Source organism: Enterobacter sp. BNK-22 (assembly GCF_048684805.1).
In the GTDB taxonomy this organism is placed as follows: domain Bacteria; phylum Pseudomonadota; class Gammaproteobacteria; order Enterobacterales; family Enterobacteriaceae; genus Enterobacter; species Enterobacter quasiroggenkampii.
In genome coordinates this window covers 1-16,637 of sequence record NZ_JBLQTT010000001.1, presented here as the reverse complement: position 1 = coordinate 16,637, position 16,637 = coordinate 1, and the positions used below count along the sequence as shown (strand labels likewise).

General features: G+C 54.2%; 10 protein-coding genes, 1 tRNA gene and 3 rRNA genes. 7 read left to right on the top strand and 7 right to left on the bottom strand.

Annotation, left to right across the window (positions count from 1 at the left end; genetic code table 11):
• The first annotated feature begins 36 nt into the window (after positions 1–36).
• The gene (srmB, locus tag ACMGGE_RS00070) at positions 37–1,365 is read left to right on the top strand and encodes an ATP-dependent RNA helicase SrmB (RefSeq protein WP_023344704.1); all 1,329 of its coding nucleotides are present in this window, start codon (positions 37–39) and stop codon (positions 1,363–1,365) included.
• A 50-nt stretch (positions 1,366–1,415) separates the two neighbouring features.
• On the opposite strand, the gene grcA is transcribed toward srmB, so the two are convergent.
• Positions 1,416–1,799, bottom strand: a complete 384-nt coding sequence (gene grcA / locus ACMGGE_RS00065; protein WP_420293216.1) for an autonomous glycyl radical cofactor GrcA — start codon at positions 1,797–1,799, stop codon at positions 1,416–1,418.
• A 314-nt stretch (positions 1,800–2,113) separates the two neighbouring features.
• On the opposite strand from grcA, the gene ung reads away from it, so the two are divergent.
• A complete protein-coding gene (gene ung / locus ACMGGE_RS00060) occupies positions 2,114–2,803 on the top strand; it encodes a uracil-DNA glycosylase (protein WP_023333064.1) in 690 nt (229 codons plus the stop codon).
• 40 nt (positions 2,804–2,843) lie between these two features.
• On the opposite strand, the gene ACMGGE_RS00055 is transcribed toward ung, so the two are convergent.
• Positions 2,844–3,944 (bottom strand): tRNA/rRNA methyltransferase, encoded by a 1,101-nt coding sequence (locus ACMGGE_RS00055; RefSeq protein WP_045908529.1) that lies wholly within the window; start codon positions 3,942–3,944, stop codon positions 2,844–2,846.
• Between the two features lie 204 nt (positions 3,945–4,148).
• On the opposite strand from ACMGGE_RS00055, the gene trxC reads away from it, so the two are divergent.
• The 5 genes from trxC (at position 4,149) to ACMGGE_RS00030 (ending at position 9,870) form a co-directional block, all read left to right on the top strand.
• Positions 4,149–4,568 (top strand): thioredoxin TrxC, encoded by a 420-nt coding sequence (gene trxC, locus ACMGGE_RS00050; protein ID WP_045908528.1) that lies wholly within the window; start codon positions 4,149–4,151, stop codon positions 4,566–4,568.
• A gap of 69 nt (positions 4,569–4,637) precedes the next feature.
• A complete protein-coding gene (gene tapT / locus ACMGGE_RS00045; RefSeq protein ID WP_420293215.1) occupies positions 4,638–5,336 on the top strand; it encodes a tRNA-uridine aminocarboxypropyltransferase in 699 nt (232 codons plus the stop codon).
• Positions 5,337–5,371: 35 nt separating this feature from the next.
• Positions 5,372–8,035, top strand: coding sequence for a bifunctional acetate--CoA ligase family protein/GNAT family N-acetyltransferase (locus tag ACMGGE_RS00040; protein WP_196346716.1), 2,664 nt, complete (start codon positions 5,372–5,374; stop codon positions 8,033–8,035).
• Between the two features lie 110 nt (positions 8,036–8,145).
• The gene (gene pssA, locus ACMGGE_RS00035) at positions 8,146–9,501 is read left to right on the top strand and encodes a CDP-diacylglycerol--serine O-phosphatidyltransferase (protein WP_023294337.1); all 1,356 of its coding nucleotides are present in this window, start codon (positions 8,146–8,148) and stop codon (positions 9,499–9,501) included.
• 45 nt (positions 9,502–9,546) lie between these two features.
• Positions 9,547–9,870 carry a YfiM family lipoprotein gene (locus ACMGGE_RS00030; protein ID WP_045908525.1) on the top strand — a complete coding sequence of 108 codons (324 nt, stop codon included), beginning with the start codon at positions 9,547–9,549 and terminating at the stop codon, positions 9,868–9,870.
• Here ACMGGE_RS00030 and ACMGGE_RS00025 read toward each other — a convergent pair.
• The 5 genes from ACMGGE_RS00025 to ACMGGE_RS00005 all read right to left on the bottom strand — a co-directional run bounded on the left by ACMGGE_RS00025 (position 9,867) and on the right by ACMGGE_RS00005 (position 16,349).
• Positions 9,867–11,162 (bottom strand): MFS transporter, encoded by a 1,296-nt coding sequence (locus tag ACMGGE_RS00025; protein ID WP_045908524.1) that lies wholly within the window; start codon positions 11,160–11,162, stop codon positions 9,867–9,869. The genes ACMGGE_RS00030 and ACMGGE_RS00025 overlap by 4 nt on opposite strands.
• Positions 11,163–11,371: 209 nt before the next feature.
• Positions 11,372–11,487 (bottom strand): 5S ribosomal RNA (gene rrf / locus ACMGGE_RS00020).
• A gap of 71 nt (positions 11,488–11,558) precedes the next feature.
• Positions 11,559–14,463: ribosomal RNA gene (locus tag ACMGGE_RS00015) — 23S ribosomal RNA — on the bottom strand.
• Positions 14,464–14,646: 183 nt separating this feature from the next.
• Positions 14,647–14,722, bottom strand: a tRNA-Glu gene (locus ACMGGE_RS00010).
• A gap of 85 nt (positions 14,723–14,807) precedes the next feature.
• Positions 14,808–16,349 (bottom strand): 16S ribosomal RNA (locus ACMGGE_RS00005).
• Together the 16S, 23S and 5S rRNA genes with 1 tRNA gene alongside form the textbook arrangement of a ribosomal RNA operon.
• Positions 16,350–16,637: the final 288 nt, after the last annotated feature.

Sequence of the window (16,637 nt, the reverse complement as noted above, 5' to 3'; positions counted from 1 at the left end):
AACGTCTATAATCAGCGCCCCACACAGAGGTAGAACATGACTGTAACGACTTTTTCCGAACTTGAACTCGATGAAAGCCTGCTCAATGCACTTGAGAGCAAAGGCTTTACACGCCCGACCGCCATTCAGGCAGCGGCCATTCCGCCTGCGCTTGAGGGCCGCGATGTGCTCGGTTCTGCGCCAACCGGCACGGGGAAGACAGCAGCCTATTTGCTGCCTGTGTTGCAGCATCTGCTCGATTTTCCACGTAAAAAATCTGGCCCGCCGCGTATTTTAATCCTGACGCCGACGCGCGAACTGGCCATGCAGGTGGCCGATCACGCGCGTGAACTCGCGGCAAATACCCATCTGGATATCGCGACCATCACCGGCGGCGTTGCGTATATGAACCACGCCGAAGTGTTCAGCGAAAACCAGGACATCGTCGTTGCGACGACGGGCCGTCTGCTGCAGTACATTAAAGAAGAGAACTTCGACTGCCGTGCGGTTGAAACGCTGATCCTCGACGAAGCCGACCGTATGCTGGACATGGGCTTCGCACAGGATATCGAGCACATTGCCGGGGAAACGCGCTGGCGTAACCAGACGATGCTGTTCTCTGCCACCCTCGAAGGGGAAGCGATTAAAGACTTCGCAGAGCGTCTGCTGGAAGATCCGGTAGAAGTGTCGGCGACGCCGTCCACCCGTGAGCGTAAGAAGATCCACCAGTGGTACTACCGCGCGGACAACCTTGAGCACAAGGTCGAATTGCTCAAACACCTGCTGAAGCAGGAAGATGCGCTGCGCACAATCGTGTTTGTCCGTAAGCGCGAGCGCGTGCATGAGCTGGCAGAAATGCTGCGTAACGCCGGGATCAACAACTGCTATCTTGAAGGCGAGATGGCGCAGATCAAGCGTACCGAAGGCATTAAGCGCCTGACCGATGGCCGCGTTAACGTGCTGGTTGCCACAGACGTTGCCGCTCGCGGGATCGACATCCCTGACGTCAGCCACGTCATTAACTTCGATATGCCGCGCAGCGGCGATACCTATCTGCACCGTATTGGCCGTACCGGCCGCGCGGGCCGCAAAGGGATTGCGATTTCACTGGTCGAAGCGCATGACTACCTGCTGCTGCAGAAAATTGGCCGCTATGTTGACGAGCCGCTGAAAGCGCGGGTTATTGATGGCTTGCGCCCAACCACACGTGCGCCGAGTGAAAAAATGACGGGTAAACCGTCCAAGAAAGCGCTCGCGAAACGTGCTGAGAGAAAAGAGAAAGAAAAAGAGAAACCACGCGTGAAGCAGCGCCACCGCGACACCAAAAATATTGGTAAGCGCCGTAAGCCAAGCTCTGCCGCACCAGAGACAAAAACGGAAGAGTAAAAAAAGCCGGGGAAATCCCCGGCTTTTTTATTCCCCCCGTAGCTGAAGCCTTACAGGCTTTCAGTAAAGGTACGCGCGATAACGTCGCGCTGCTGTTCTGAGGTCAGAGAGTTGAAGCGTACCGCATAGCCGGACACGCGAATGGTCAGCTGTGGGTATTTTTCTGGGTGCTCAACCGCGTCCATCAGCGTTTCGCGACGCAGTACGTTTACGTTCAGGTGCTGACCACCTTCCACGCGCACTTCCGGTTTCACTTCCATTGGAATTTCACGGTATTCGATTTCGCCCAGTTTGCTCACCGGCACGATTTCATCTTCAGCAAAACCCGCTTTCGCGACGACACAGCGCGCTTCGTTTTTCTCGCTGTCCAGCAACCAGAAAGAGTTGAGCAGATCGTCATTTGCAGCTTTAGTAATCTGGATACCTGTAATCATGTGTTGCCTCCCTTAGGCTACATTAACTGATGTCGGCCTCTCGCGGCCAATTGGTAAAACCATTGTTTCTTGTGTGTATATATATCATTCACACCTCGGTGATTTATTGATTTAAATCAACAAAAACACCAACCACATAAAGAGTGTGGTTTGAATTTATTGCTTTAGATCAATTTCACGACCTTACCAATTCAATTCAACCTGCATATTTTCAACATAAATTTAGCCACTTAGCGCGCATTTCAGTGTGCTATTTTGCTCACCGGGCTTTAACAGGTAAGCTAGTCAGAGATTGAAATTCGCAGGAGAGCGAGATGACGACACCTTTAACCTGGCATGACGTGCTGGCAGAAGAAAAGCAGCAGCCCTATTTTATCAATACGCTCAGCACCGTTGCGGCTGAGCGCCAGTCCGGACAGACGATTTACCCGCCGCAGAAAGATGTGTTCAACGCCTTTCGCTACACCGAACTGAGCGATGTGAAAGTGGTCATTCTGGGCCAGGATCCCTATCACGGCCCGGGCCAGGCGCATGGGCTGGCGTTTTCCGTACGTCCCGGCGTGGCGATACCCCCTTCTCTGCTCAATATGTATAAAGAGCTTGAGGGAACCGTGCCCGGGTTTACCCGGCCAAACCATGGCTACCTGGAAAGCTGGGCGCGTCAGGGCGTGCTGTTATTGAACACGGTACTCACCGTTCGGGCCGGCCAGGCGCACTCGCACGCCAGCCTGGGCTGGGAGACGTTCACCGATAAAGTCATCAGCCTGATCAACGAACACCGTGAAGGGGTCGTGTTTTTACTCTGGGGATCGCACGCGCAGAAGAAAGGGGCGATTATTGACCGTCAGCGTCATCACGTGTTGAAAGCGCCGCACCCGTCACCGCTGTCTGCACATCGCGGTTTCTTTGGCAGTAATCATTTTGTTCTGGCGAACGAATGGCTGGAAAAACGTGGCGAAACGCCCATTGACTGGATGCCTGTGTTACCGGCAGAGAGCGAATAGTATTTGAATGTGCCGGGTCTGACCCGGCACATGAAGGGGCTTATGCCTTATTCTGACGCCACCATTCGGCCAGCAGTACGCCGGTCGCAACGGATACGTTCAGACTTTCCACATTGCCTGTCCCATCAATAGAGACGCTCAGATCCGCACTGGAGAGGGCCGCATCAGACAGACCATCGCGTTCCTGACCCAGCACCAGCACCATTTTGCGTGGCAGCGTCGCTTTAAACAGCGGCGTACCGGCATGGCTCGAGGTGGTCACGATGGAATAACCCGCTTTACGGAACTGCTCAAGGGCATCCAGCACGCTGTCGCCGGTGATCGGCTGTACGTGTTCGGCTCCGCCTTCCGCAGTACGGATCGCGGCACCGGATTCCAGCAGCGCGGCATCCTGCAACAGCACGCCTTTCACGCCAAAGTGAGCGCAGCTACGCATCATTGCGCCCAGGTTATGCGGGTTGCCCACGTCTTCCAGCGCCAGTACACAGTCATCGGCATCCGCCTGACTGACCCACTGCTGAACGGTCGTACCGTTACGTTTTTTGATCAGGAAGCAGACGCCGCCGTGGTGTTCTGTACCGGATGCTTTGGTCAGCTCGGCATCATCAACCACGTGGTAGGCTTTGCGGTTTGCCGCCATCCAGCGCAGCGCTTCTTTAAAGCGCGGGGTTACGCTCTGAATAAACCAGGCGCGGACGATACATTCAGGACGGCTCAGGAACAGCGCCTGGCAGGCGTTTTCACCATACACGCGAGTCTCTTCCGCACGCTGACGGCGCAGCACTTCCGGGTCGATAAAGCTTTTACCGCTGATACCGCCGTGATCGGCCTTTTCTGGCGTTTCGTCGCCAGGGGCACGAGAAACGGTGCGCCACGGGGAGGCGTTATCACGTGAGAAGTCATCCCGCGGACGGTCATCGCGTTTGCGATCGTCACGCTTGCGGTCATCACGTTTGCGGTCATCACCGCGGTTGTTTCTGTCATCGCGGGCGGGGCGACGGCCACCGTCTGCACGAGAAGACGCCGGACGCCCGCCACCTTTTCCGGTACGCGGATTTTGGGTGCGTTTATCAGAGTCATCATCACTGCGGACATACATCACTTTGACCTTGCCGCTTTTATTTTTCATTTCGTCGTTCATGCTTTTCTCCACCAGCGCTGCGCGAAGCGCGCAGATTACCCGATGTGCCAGCGCATAGCCATAATTTCGTACAAAAGCCTGTGACTATTGTTCTCATTGAATAAAACGCATTGTTGTTTCAAACAGGCTCATTGATAATATGTAACATATTAGAAACATTATCGGCATTTTGCCGCTGTCCCACGGCTCTATCAGAGGTTAGTTATGAATACCGTATGTGCCAACTGTCAGGCTCTTAACCGCATTCCGGACGATCGGATTGAAGATGGTGCGAAATGTGGACGCTGCGGCCATGAATTGTTTGATGGCGAGGTCATTAACGCGACGGGTGCTACGCTGGACAAACTCCTCAAGGACGATCTTCCTGTTGTGGTTGATTTCTGGGCGCCCTGGTGCGGCCCATGCCGGAGCTTCGCGCCGATCTTCGAAGACGTGGCCGAAGAGCGCAGCGGAAAAATACGTTTCGTTAAGGTCAATACTGAAGCTGAACCTGAACTGAGCGCCCGTTTTCGTATTCGCAGCATCCCGACCATTATGATTTTCAAAAATGGTGAAGTGCTCGATATGCTCAACGGTGCGGTGCCTAAAGCGCCTTTTGAAAGCTGGTTAAACGAGTCGCTGTAACATTCTCGGGGCACATCTTGTGCCCCGTTCTCGCCTCTGCGAAAATAGGGTTTTTCCTGCATTTCGCCCATGACTGATAACGCTGTTCTTCAATTACGCGCCGAACGCCTTGCGCGCGCTACCCGACCGTTTCTCGCGCGCGGAAACCGTATTCGCCGCTGTCAGCGCTGCCTGCTGCCGCTGAAGGTTTGCCTGTGCGAGACGCTGGCGCCGAGTACGGCCCAGAGCCGTTTTTGTCTGGTCATGTTTGATACCGAGCCGATGAAGCCCAGCAATACCGGTCGCCTCATTGCCGATATTCTGCCGGATACCGCGGCATTTCAGTGGTCCCGTACGGAGCCCCCTCAGGCGCTGCTCGACTTAGTGGCAAGCCCGGACTATCAGCCGATGGTCGTTTTCCCTGCGTCATATGCAGGTGTCGATCGCCAGGTGCTTTCGACGCCGCCAGCCGGTAAACCGCCGTTGTTTATTATGCTGGACGGCACCTGGACCGAAGCGCGAAAAATGTTTCGTAAAAGCCCGTATCTCGACGCACTGCCGGTGATTTCTGTCGATCTGTCCCGCGTCTCCGCCTATCGCCTGCGTGAAGCGCATGCTGACGGGCAATACTGCACCGCCGAAGTGGCCATTGCGCTTCTGGACCTGGCGGGTGATACCGCTGCGGCTCAAGCCCTGGGCAACCATTTCTCCTGTTTCCGGGAACGCTATCTGGCGGGAAAAACCGTTCATAAGGGCAGCGTCATAGCAGCCGAGACGGAAAGCGTTTAAAATCATCAGGTCGCTTGCATTCACAGGAGGCCTGCATGAGCCAGCGAGGGTTAGAAGCGCTACTTCGTCCTAAATCCATTGCCGTCATCGGCGCATCAATGAAACCGGATCGTGCTGGCTATCTGATGATGCGCAACCTGCTGGCCGGGGGATTTAATGGCCCCGTCATGCCCGTCACACCGGCGTATAAAGCCGTTCAGGGGGTGCTTGCATGGCCTGATGTACAGAGCCTGCCTTTCGTACCGGATCTGGCCGTACTGTGTACAAACGCAAAACGGAATCCGGAACTGCTGGAATCGCTCGGCAAGAAAGGTTGTAAAACCTGCATTATTCTCTCGTCTCCGCCTGAACAGAAAGCCGAGCTTCTGGCCTGCGCCAGCCGCTATCAAATGCGCATTCTTGGGCCAAACAGTCTGGGCCTGCTCGCCCCCTGGCAGGGTCTGAATGCCAGCTTCTCTCCGGTTCCAATCCGCAAAGGCAAGCTCGCTTTTATCTCGCAGTCGGCTGCGGTATCGAACACCATTCTCGACTGGGCGCAGCAGCGTGAAATGGGATTCTCCTACTTCATTGCGCTCGGTGACAGCCTGGATATCGACGTTGATGAGCTGCTGGATTTTCTGGCGCGCGACGGCAAAACCAGTGCGATCCTGCTTTATCTTGAACACCTCAGCGACGCGCGTCGTTTTGTCTCGGCGTCGCGAAGCGCGTCGCGCAATAAGCCGATCCTGGTGATCAAAAGCGGACGCAGCCCTGCGGCACAGCGTCTGCTGCATTCGCATTCCGGCATGGATCCCGCCTGGGACGCCGCCATTCAGCGCGCGGGTTTGCTGCGGGTACAGGATACGCACGAGCTTTTTTCCGCCGTTGAGACGTTAAGCCATATGCGCCCGTTGCGCGGCGAGAAGTTAATGATTGTCAGTAACGGCGCCGCCCCTGCCGCACTCGCCCTGGATGAGCTGTGGCGGCGCTTCGGCAAGCTGGCCACGCCGAGTGAAGAGACGCTGCAGCGCCTGAAAGACGCGCTTCCGACCAGCGTGACGCCCGGCAATCCGCTTGATTTGCGCGATGATGCCAGCAGCGAGCGCTATATCAAGGCCATTTCCATTTTGCTGGATAGCCAGGATTTCGATGCGCTGATGATTATCCACTCCCCCAGCGCGGTCGCGCCGGGCAGCGAAAGCGCGCGCGCGCTCATTGAGGCGGTGCGCAACCATCCGCGAGGCAAATATGTCACCCTGCTGACCAACTGGTGCGGAGAGTTTTCTTCGCAGGAGGCGCGACGTCTGTTCAGCGAAGCCGGACTGCCAACCTACCGCACGCCGGAAGGCACCATTACCGCGTTTATGCATATGGTGGAATATCGCCGCAACCAGAAACAGCTCCGCGAGACGCCGGCGTTGCCCGGTAATCTGACGGCCAATACCGTCGACGTTCACCGGCTGTTGCAGCAGGCAATCGAAGAAGGCGCGACGTCGCTGGATACGCATGAAGTCCAGCCCATTCTGGGCAGCTACGGGATGCAGACCCTGCCGACCTGGATCGCCAGCGATAGCGCTGAGGCCGTGCATATTGCCGAGCAGATTGGCTATCCGGTTGCCCTGAAGCTGCGCTCCCCGGATATTCCGCATAAGTCTGACGTTCAAGGTGTGATGCTCTACCTGCGTACGGCGACTGAGGTGCAGCAGGCCGCAGATGCCATTTTTGACCGGGTCAAAATGGCGTGGCCACAGGCAAGGATCCACGGGTTGCTGGTGCAAAGCATGGCTAACCGCGCAGGCGCTCAGGAGTTACGGGTGGTGGTCGAACACGATCCCGTCTTCGGCCCGCTCATCATGCTGGGTGAAGGCGGCGTGGAGTGGCGCCCGGAGGAGCAGGCCGTGGTGGCGTTACCGCCGCTGAACATGAACCTGGCACGTTATCTGATTATCCAGGCGATCAAAAGCAAAAAGATCCGCGGCCGGAGCGCGCTGCGTCCGCTTGATATTGCCGGGCTAAGTCAGTTCCTGGTGCAGGTCTCTAACCTGATTGTGGATTGTGCCGAGATCCAGCGGCTGGACATTCATCCGCTGCTCGCCTCCGGCAATGAGTTTACGGCGCTGGACGTGACCCTGGATATCGCGCCATTCGAAGGAGACAGAGAGAGCCGCCTTGCGATCCGCCCGTATCCCCTGCAGCTGGAGGAGTGGGTTGAGATGAAAAATGGGGAACGCGCCTTGTTCCGCCCTATTCTGCCGGAAGATGAGCCCCAGCTGCGGGCCTTTATCTCTCAGGTCACGAAAGAGGATCTTTATTATCGCTATTTTAGCGAAATCAACGAATTTACCCACGATGATTTAGCCAATATGACCCAGATCGACTACGATCGAGAAATGGCGTTTGTTGCCGTTCGTCGCGCCGATAAGGGTGATGAGATCCTCGGCGTCACGCGTGCGATTTCTGACCCGGATAACGTCGATGCGGAGTTTGCCGTGCTGGTACGCTCCGATCTTAAAGGTCTGGGCCTGGGAAGACGACTGCTGGAAAAACTCATCAGTTATACGCGAGATCACGGATTGTTACGCCTTAATGGCATTACTATGCCTAACAATCGCGGTATGGTGACCCTGGCGCGAAAACTTGGGTTTGACGTTGATATTCAGCTGGACGAAGGTATTGTTGCCTTGTCCCTCAGTCTGTCATCAGCAGACAAACGCGAGTAAGCTACTGGAAATGTTACCCACTTTGGACGGGACTGGTGGTATCATTGTCCGCTTATGTTGTTTGCATAGTACAGACAACCCTTCAATGAACAGAGAAGAAACGCACTGTGATGTTGTCAAAATTTAAGCGTAATAAACATCAACAACACCTTGCTCAACTACCGAAGATTTCTCAGTCAGTTGATGATGTAGAGTTCTTTTACGCTCCCGCTCATTTTCGGGAGACGCTTCTGGAAAAGATTGCCAGCGCCACGCGACGCATTTGTATTGTGGCACTGTATCTTGAACAGGATGAAGGCGGGCGCGCGATCCTGAACGCGCTCTATGAAGCCAAACGTCAGCGTCCGGAACTGGATGTTCGCGTGCTGGTAGACTGGCATCGCGCTCAGCGTGGCCGAATTGGCGCTGCAGCGTCAAACACCAATGCTGACTGGTATTGCCGCACGGCGCAGGAAAATCCTGGTGTTGACGTGCCTGTTTATGGCGTCCCGGTGAATACCCGTGAAGCGCTCGGCGTTCTTCATTTCAAGGGGTTCATTATTGATGACAGCGTGCTATACAGCGGCGCCAGTCTCAATGATGTCTACCTTCATCAGCTCGATAAATATCGCTACGACCGTTACCATCTGATCCGTAATCCGCAGATGGCCGATATCATGTTCAACTGGGTTGATAAAAATCTGGTTCATGGCCGTGGTGTTAATCGTCTTGACGATCCCGAGCGCCCTAAAAGCCCGGAAATCAAAAATGATGTTCGCGCCTTCCGCCAGGAGCTGCGCGATGCGGTCTATCATTTCCAGGGCGATGCGAATAACGAAGAGTTATCCGTTACCCCGCTGGTAGGGCTCGGCAAATCGAGCCTGCTGAACAAAACGATTTTCCATCTGATGCCGTGCGCGGAGCAGAAACTCACTATCTGCACGCCGTATTTCAACCTTCCTGCCGTGCTGGTGCGTAATATCATTCAGCTGCTGCGCGAGGGTAAAAAAGTGGAAATCATCGTGGGTGATAAAACGGCAAACGACTTCTTTATTCCCGAAGATCAGCCGTTCAAAATCATCGGTGCATTGCCTTATCTCTATGAGATTAACCTTCGCCGTTTCCTGAGCCGCTTACAGTATTACGTCAACACTGACCAGCTGGTTGTGCGTCTCTGGAAAGATGAAGACAATAGTTACCATCTGAAAGGCATGTGGGTCGACGATGAGTGGATGCTGCTGACCGGTAACAACCTGAACCCGCGCGCGTGGCGACTGGATCTGGAAAACGCTATCCTGATCCATGATCCGCAGCATGAGTTAGCCGCCCAACGTGAACGCGAGCTGGAGCTGATTCGCACCCATACAACCGTGGTGAATCACTACCGCGAACTGCAGAGCATTGCCGATTATCCGGTGAAAGTTCGCAAGCTTATTCGCCGCTTACGTCGTATCCGTATCGACCGACTTATCAGCCGTATTCTGTAATGTCCAGGCCCTGTCACCCGCAGGGCTTTTTTATGGGGCCCGTTGATGCGTATTCCTTTGTTACTGAGTGTCATTTTCCTGAGTGGCTGTAGCCATATGGCCAACGATAGCTGGTCCGGACAGGATAAAGCACAGCATTTTCTCGCCTCCGCGATGTTGTCCGCAGCCGGTAATGAATATGCCCAGCATCAGGGATACAGCCGGGACCGTAGCGCGGCGATCGGGCTGATGTTCTCAGTAAGTCTTGGGGCATCAAAAGAACTGTGGGATAGCCGCCCCGCAGGGAGCGGCTGGAGCTGGAAAGATTTCGCCTGGGATGTCGCTGGCGCAACGACCGGCTATGCCGTATGGCAGATGGCGCGGTATTAAAGTCGAATGCCTTTCCCTTTGCGATGCAGCATCAGGGAGACAACAAACGCCAGTGCCCCCATTCCCGTTACGTACCAGAAGAATGTCGTTTCGCTTCCCCATGATTTAAGTGACAGCGCTACGTACTCCGCCGATCCGCCAAACACCGCGTTGGCGACCGCATAAGAGAGCCCTACCCCTAACGCACGGACCTGCGCCGGGAACATCTCGGCTTTCAGTATCCCGCTGATGGAGGTGTAGAAACTGACAATCACCATCGCCACCATCACCAGCGCAAAGGCAGCATACGGTGAAGAGACATGCTGAAGCGCAGTCAGAATGGGGACGGTACATAATGCCGACAATCCGCCAAAAATGAGCATCGACGTACGTCGGCCAATTTTATCCGAGAGCGCGCCGACGATCGGCTGTATGAGCATAAAGACAAACAGTGCCACGGTCATGACCACGCTGGCGACGTTTGCGTGCATGCCGGTGGTGTTTACCAGGTATTTTTGCATATAGGTGGTGAACGTATAAAAACTGAGAGAGCCGCCTGCAGTGAAGCCCAGCACCATCAGGAAAGCTTTGCGGTTACGCCATAACCCTTTGAATGTTCCCGCCTCCTTCAGCATCCTGACCTCTTTCTGAGAGGTTTCATCTAGCTGACGGCGTAGCCAAAGTGCAACGACCGCCAGTACAGCGCCCATTGCGAAAGGGATCCGCCATCCCCAGGCGTGAAGTTGTTCGTCCGTCAGAATTTGCTGCAGGATCACCACCACAAGAATGGCCAGCAGTTGACCGCCAATCAGCGTGACGTACTGGAATGAGGCGTAAAAACCTTTACGGCCTTCCAGTGCAATTTCACTCATGTAGGTTGCACTGGTACCGTATTCACCGCCCACCGATAATCCCTGGAATAAGCGGGCCAGCAAAAGTAGTGCCGGTGCCCAGGTACCAATCGATGCATATCCTGGTAAGCAGGCGATCACCAGCGAGCCAAAGCACATCATGCACACCGAGATCAGCATAGAGGCCTTACGCCCGCGACGATCCGCAATACGGCCGAACAGCCAGCCCCCGATGGGTCGCATCAAGAAGCCTGCGGCGAAGACTCCTGCCGTTTGTAGCAGCTGCGTGGTGGTGTTGCCGGAGGGGAAGAAAATATGTGCGAAGTAGAGTGAACAGAATGAGTAGACGTAAAAGTCGAACCATTCAACCAGATTCCCTGAAGAGGCGCTGATGATTGCCCATACCCTTCTTCGGGTATCACTGTGAGCCAGCGTCCCGTTTGATGTCATGCTTTCTGTCATTGTGATTATGCTCCTGCCATAAACTGCGGCGTATTGAGCCTGGAGACTCAATAACCTCGTAAATGAAATGTTATAATTTTGTTATAAATCGCATTGAGACAGAGATCACACATTCCATTAGCAGGATAAGGGATTAAGACAAAAGCCAGAGTGGAAAAACAAAAGCAAAAAACCCCGCACCTTACGGTACGGGGTTCTTCTTATTTGATGCCTGGCAGTTCCCTACTCTCACATGGGGAGACCCCACACTACCATCGGCGCTACGGCGTTTCACTTCTGAGTTCGGCATGGGGTCAGGTGGGACCACCGCGCTAAAGCCGCCAGGCAAATTCTGTTTAATCTGTATCAAGGCTGAAAATCGTGTCTGTCTCTTCGCCGAAACATCTTCGGCGTTGTAAGGTTAAGCCTCACGGTTCATTAGTATCGGTTAGCTCAACGCATCGCTGCGCTTACACACCCGACCTATCAACGTCGTCGTCTTCAACGTTCCTTCAGGAGACTTAAAGTCTCAGGGAGAACTCATCTCGGGGCAAGTTTCGTGCTTAGATGCTTTCAGCACTTATCTTTTCCGCATTTAGCTACCGGGCAGTGCCATTGGCATGACAACCCGAACACCAGTGATGCGTCCACTCCGGTCCTCTCGTACTAGGAGCAGCCCCCCTCAATTCTCCAGCGCCCACGGCAGATAGGGACCGAACTGTCTCACGACGTTCTAAACCCAGCTCGCGTACCACTTTAAATGGCGAACAGCCATACCCTTGGGACCTACTTCAGCCCCAGGATGTGATGAGCCGACATCGAGGTGCCAAACACCGCCGTCGATATGAACTCTTGGGCGGTATCAGCCTGTTATCCCCGGAGTACCTTTTATCCGTTGAGCGATGGCCCTTCCATTCAGAACCACCGGATCACTATGACCTGCTTTCGCACCTGCTCGAGCCGTCACTCTCGCAGTCAAGCTAGCTTATGCCATTGCACTAACCTCCTGATGTCCGACCAGGATTAGCTAACCTTCGTGCTCCTCCGTTACTCTTTGGGAGGAGACCGCCCCAGTCAAACTACCCACCAGACACTGTCCGCAACCCGGATTACGGGTCTACGTTAGAACACCAGCCATTAAAGGGTGGTATTTCAAGGACGGCTCCACGCAGACTGGCGTCCACGCTTCAAAGCCTCCCACCTATCCTACACATCAAGGACCAGTGTTCAGTGTCAAGCTATAGTAAAGGTTCACGGGGTCTTTCCGTCTTGCCGCGGGTACACTGCATCTTCACAGCGAGTTCAATTTCACTGAGTCTCGGGTGGAGACAGCCTGGCCATCATTACGCCATTCGTGCAGGTCGGAACTTACCCGACAAGGAATTTCGCTACCTTAGGACCGTTATAGTTACGGCCGCCGTTTACCGGGGCTTCGATCAAGAGCTTCGCGTTGCCGCTAACCCCATCAATTAACCTTCCGGCACCGGGCAGGCGTCACACCGTATACGTCCACTTTCGTGTTTGCACAGTGCTGTGTTTTTAATAAACAGTTGCAGCCAGCTGGTATCTTCGACTGATTTCAGCTCCACCCGCAGGGGCTTCACCTACATATCAGCGTGCCTTCTCCCGAAGTTACGGCACCATTTTGCCTAGTTCCTTCACCCGAGTTCTCTCAAGCGCCTTGGTATTCTCTACCTGACCACCTGTGTCGGTTTGGGGTACGATTTGATGTTACCTGATGCTTAGAGGCTTTTCCTGGAAGCAGGGCATTTGTTACTTCAGCACCGTAGTGCCTCGTCATCACACCTCAGCGTTAATAAGGTACCGGATTTACCTGGAACCTCCGCCTACATGCTTAAACCGGGACAACCGTCGCCCGGCTAACATAGCCTTCTCCGTCCCCCCTTCGCAGTAACACCAAGTACAGGAATATTAACCTGTTTCCCATCGACTACGCCTTTCGGCCTCGCCTTAGGGGTCGACTCACCCTGCCCCGATTAACGTTGGACAGGAACCCTTGGTCTTCCGGCGAGCGGGCTTTTCACCCGCTTTATCGTTACTTATGTCAGCATTCGCACTTCTGATACCTCCAGCATGCCTCACAGCACACCTTCAACGGCTTACAGAACGCTCCCCTACCCAACAACACATAGTGTCGCTGCCGCAGCTTCGGTGCATGGTTTAGCCCCGTTACATCTTCCGCGCAGGCCGACTCGACCAGTGAGCTATTACGCTTTCTTTAAATGATGGCTGCTTCTAAGCCAACATCCTGGCTGTCTGTGCCTTCCCACATCGTTTCCCACTTAACCATGACTTTGGGACCTTAGCTGGCGGTCTGGGTTGTTTCCCTCTTCACGACGGACGTTAGCACCCGCCGTGTGTCTCCCGTGATAACATTCTTCGGTATTCGTAGTTTGCATCGGGTTGGTAAGCCGGGATGGCCCCCTAGCCGAAACAGTGCTCTACCCCCGAAGATGAGTTCACGAGGCGCTACCTAAATAGCTTTCGGGGAGAACCAGCTATCTCCCGGTTTGATTGGCCTTTCACCCCCAGCCACAAGTCATCCGCTAATTTTTCAACATTAGTCGGTTCGGTCCTCCAGTTAGTGTTACCCAACCTTCAACCTGCCCATGGCTAGATCACCGGGTTTCGGGTCTATACCCTGCAACTTAACGCCCAGTTAAGACTCGGTTTCCCTTCGGCTCCCCTATACGGTTAACCTTGCTACAGAATATAAGTCGCTGACCCATTATACAAAAGGTACGCAGTCACACCACGAAGGTGCTCCCACTGCTTGTACGTACACGGTTTCAGGTTCTATTTCACTCCCCTCGCCGGGGTTCTTTTCGCCTTTCCCTCACGGTACTGGTTCACTATCGGTCAGTCAGGAGTATTTAGCCTTGGAGGATGGTCCCCCCATATTCAGACAGGATACCACGTGTCCCGCCCTACTCTTCGAGTTCACAACCTGTGCATTTTCGTGTACGGGACTGTCACCCTGTACCGTGCGACTTTCCAGACGCTTCCACTAACACACAAGCTGATTCAGACTCTGGGCTGCTCCCCGTTCGCTCGCCGCTACTGGGGGAATCTCGGTTGATTTCTTTTCCTCGGGGTACTTAGATGTTTCAGTTCCCCCGGTTCGCCTCGTTAACCTATGTATTCAGTTAACGATAGTGTGACGAATCACACTGGGTTTCCCCATTCGGACATCGCCGGGTCAAAGGTTCATATCACCTAGCCGGCGCTTTTCGCAGATTAGCACGTCCTTCATCGCCTCTGACTGCCAGGGCATCCACCGTGTACGCTTAGTCGCTTAACCTCACAACCCGAAGATGTTTCACTTCCGATTGCGAAAATTTGAGAGACTCGAACACACCATTAAAGATGTGTCGTTTCAATTTTCAGCTTGATCCAGATTTTTAAAGAGCAAATATCTCAAACGTGACTCGCAAGTCAGTTTTGAGATATGACGGCAGGTGACTTTCACTCACGAACCAGCAAGTGGCGTCCCCTAGGGGATTCGAACCCCTGTTACCGCCGTGAAAGGGCGGTGTCCTGGGCCTCTAGACGAAGGGGACACTGAAGTCTCAATCGCAAGACGCCTTGCTATTTACTTTTCATCAGACAATCTGTGTGAGCACTGCAAAGGCAGGTTCTTTAAGGTAAGGAGGTGATCCAACCGCAGGTTCCCCTACGGTTACCTTGTTACGACTTCACCCCAGTCATGAATCACAAAGTGGTAAGCGCCCTCCCGAAGGTTAAGCTACCTACTTCTTTTGCAACCCACTCCCATGGTGTGACGGGCGGTGTGTACAAGGCCCGGGAACGTATTCACCGTAGCATTCTGATCTACGATTACTAGCGATTCCGACTTCATGGAGTCGAGTTGCAGACTCCAATCCGGACTACGACGCACTTTATGAGGTCCGCTTGCTCTCGCGAGGTCGCTTCTCTTTGTATGCGCCATTGTAGCACGTGTGTAGCCCTACTCGTAAGGGCCATGATGACTTGACGTCATCCCCACCTTCCTCCAGTTTATCACTGGCAGTCTCCTTTGAGTTCCCGGCCGGACCGCTGGCAACAAAGGATAAGGGTTGCGCTCGTTGCGGGACTTAACCCAACATTTCACAACACGAGCTGACGACAGCCATGCAGCACCTGTCTCAGAGTTCCCGAAGGCACCAATCCATCTCTGGAAAGTTCTCTGGATGTCAAGAGTAGGTAAGGTTCTTCGCGTTGCATCGAATTAAACCACATGCTCCACCGCTTGTGCGGGCCCCCGTCAATTCATTTGAGTTTTAACCTTGCGGCCGTACTCCCCAGGCGGTCGACTTAACGCGTTAGCTCCGGAAGCCACGCCTCAAGGGCACAACCTCCAAGTCGACATCGTTTACGGCGTGGACTACCAGGGTATCTAATCCTGTTTGCTCCCCACGCTTTCGCACCTGAGCGTCAGTCTTTGTCCAGGGGGCCGCCTTCGCCACCGGTATTCCTCCAGATCTCTACGCATTTCACCGCTACACCTGGAATTCTACCCCCCTCTACAAGACTCTAGCCTGCCAGTTTCGAATGCAGTTCCCAGGTTGAGCCCGGGGATTTCACATCCGACTTGACAGACCGCCTGCGTGCGCTTTACGCCCAGTAATTCCGATTAACGCTTGCACCCTCCGTATTACCGCGGCTGCTGGCACGGAGTTAGCCGGTGCTTCTTCTGCGGGTAACGTCAATCGATGAGGTTATTAACCCCACCGCCTTCCTCCCCGCTGAAAGTACTTTACAACCCGAAGGCCTTCTTCATACACGCGGCATGGCTGCATCAGGCTTGCGCCCATTGTGCAATATTCCCCACTGCTGCCTCCCGTAGGAGTCTGGACCGTGTCTCAGTTCCAGTGTGGCTGGTCATCCTCTCAGACCAGCTAGGGATCGTCGCCTAGGTGAGCCGTTACCCCACCTACTAGCTAATCCCATCTGGGCACATCTGATGGCAAGAGGCCCGAAGGTCCCCCTCTTTGGTCTTGCGACGTTATGCGGTATTAGCTACCGTTTCCAGTAGTTATCCCCCTCCATCAGGCAGTTTCCCAGACATTACTCACCCGTCCGCCGCTCGCCGGCAAAGTAGCAAGCTACTTTCCGCTGCCGCTCGACTTGCATGTGTTAGGCCTGCCGCCAGCGTTCAATCTGAGCCATGATCAAACTCTTCAATTTAAGTTTGATGCTCGTGAATTAAACTTCGTAATGAATTACGCATGTTCACTCAGAGACTTGGTATTCATTTATTGTCCGAAGACATTAAGAATCCATGTCACTTTGAGTGCCCACACAGATTGTCTGATAAATTGTTAAAGAGCAGTGCCGCTTCGTTTTCGCTGCGGCGCGGGGTGTGCATATTACGCTTTCCCGCTTCAGAGTCAAGCGTTTATTTTCGCTTTTCTCTGCTGACCCGGCGGCGTGTGTGCCGTTGTTCCGTGTCAGTGGAGGCGCATTATAGGGAGT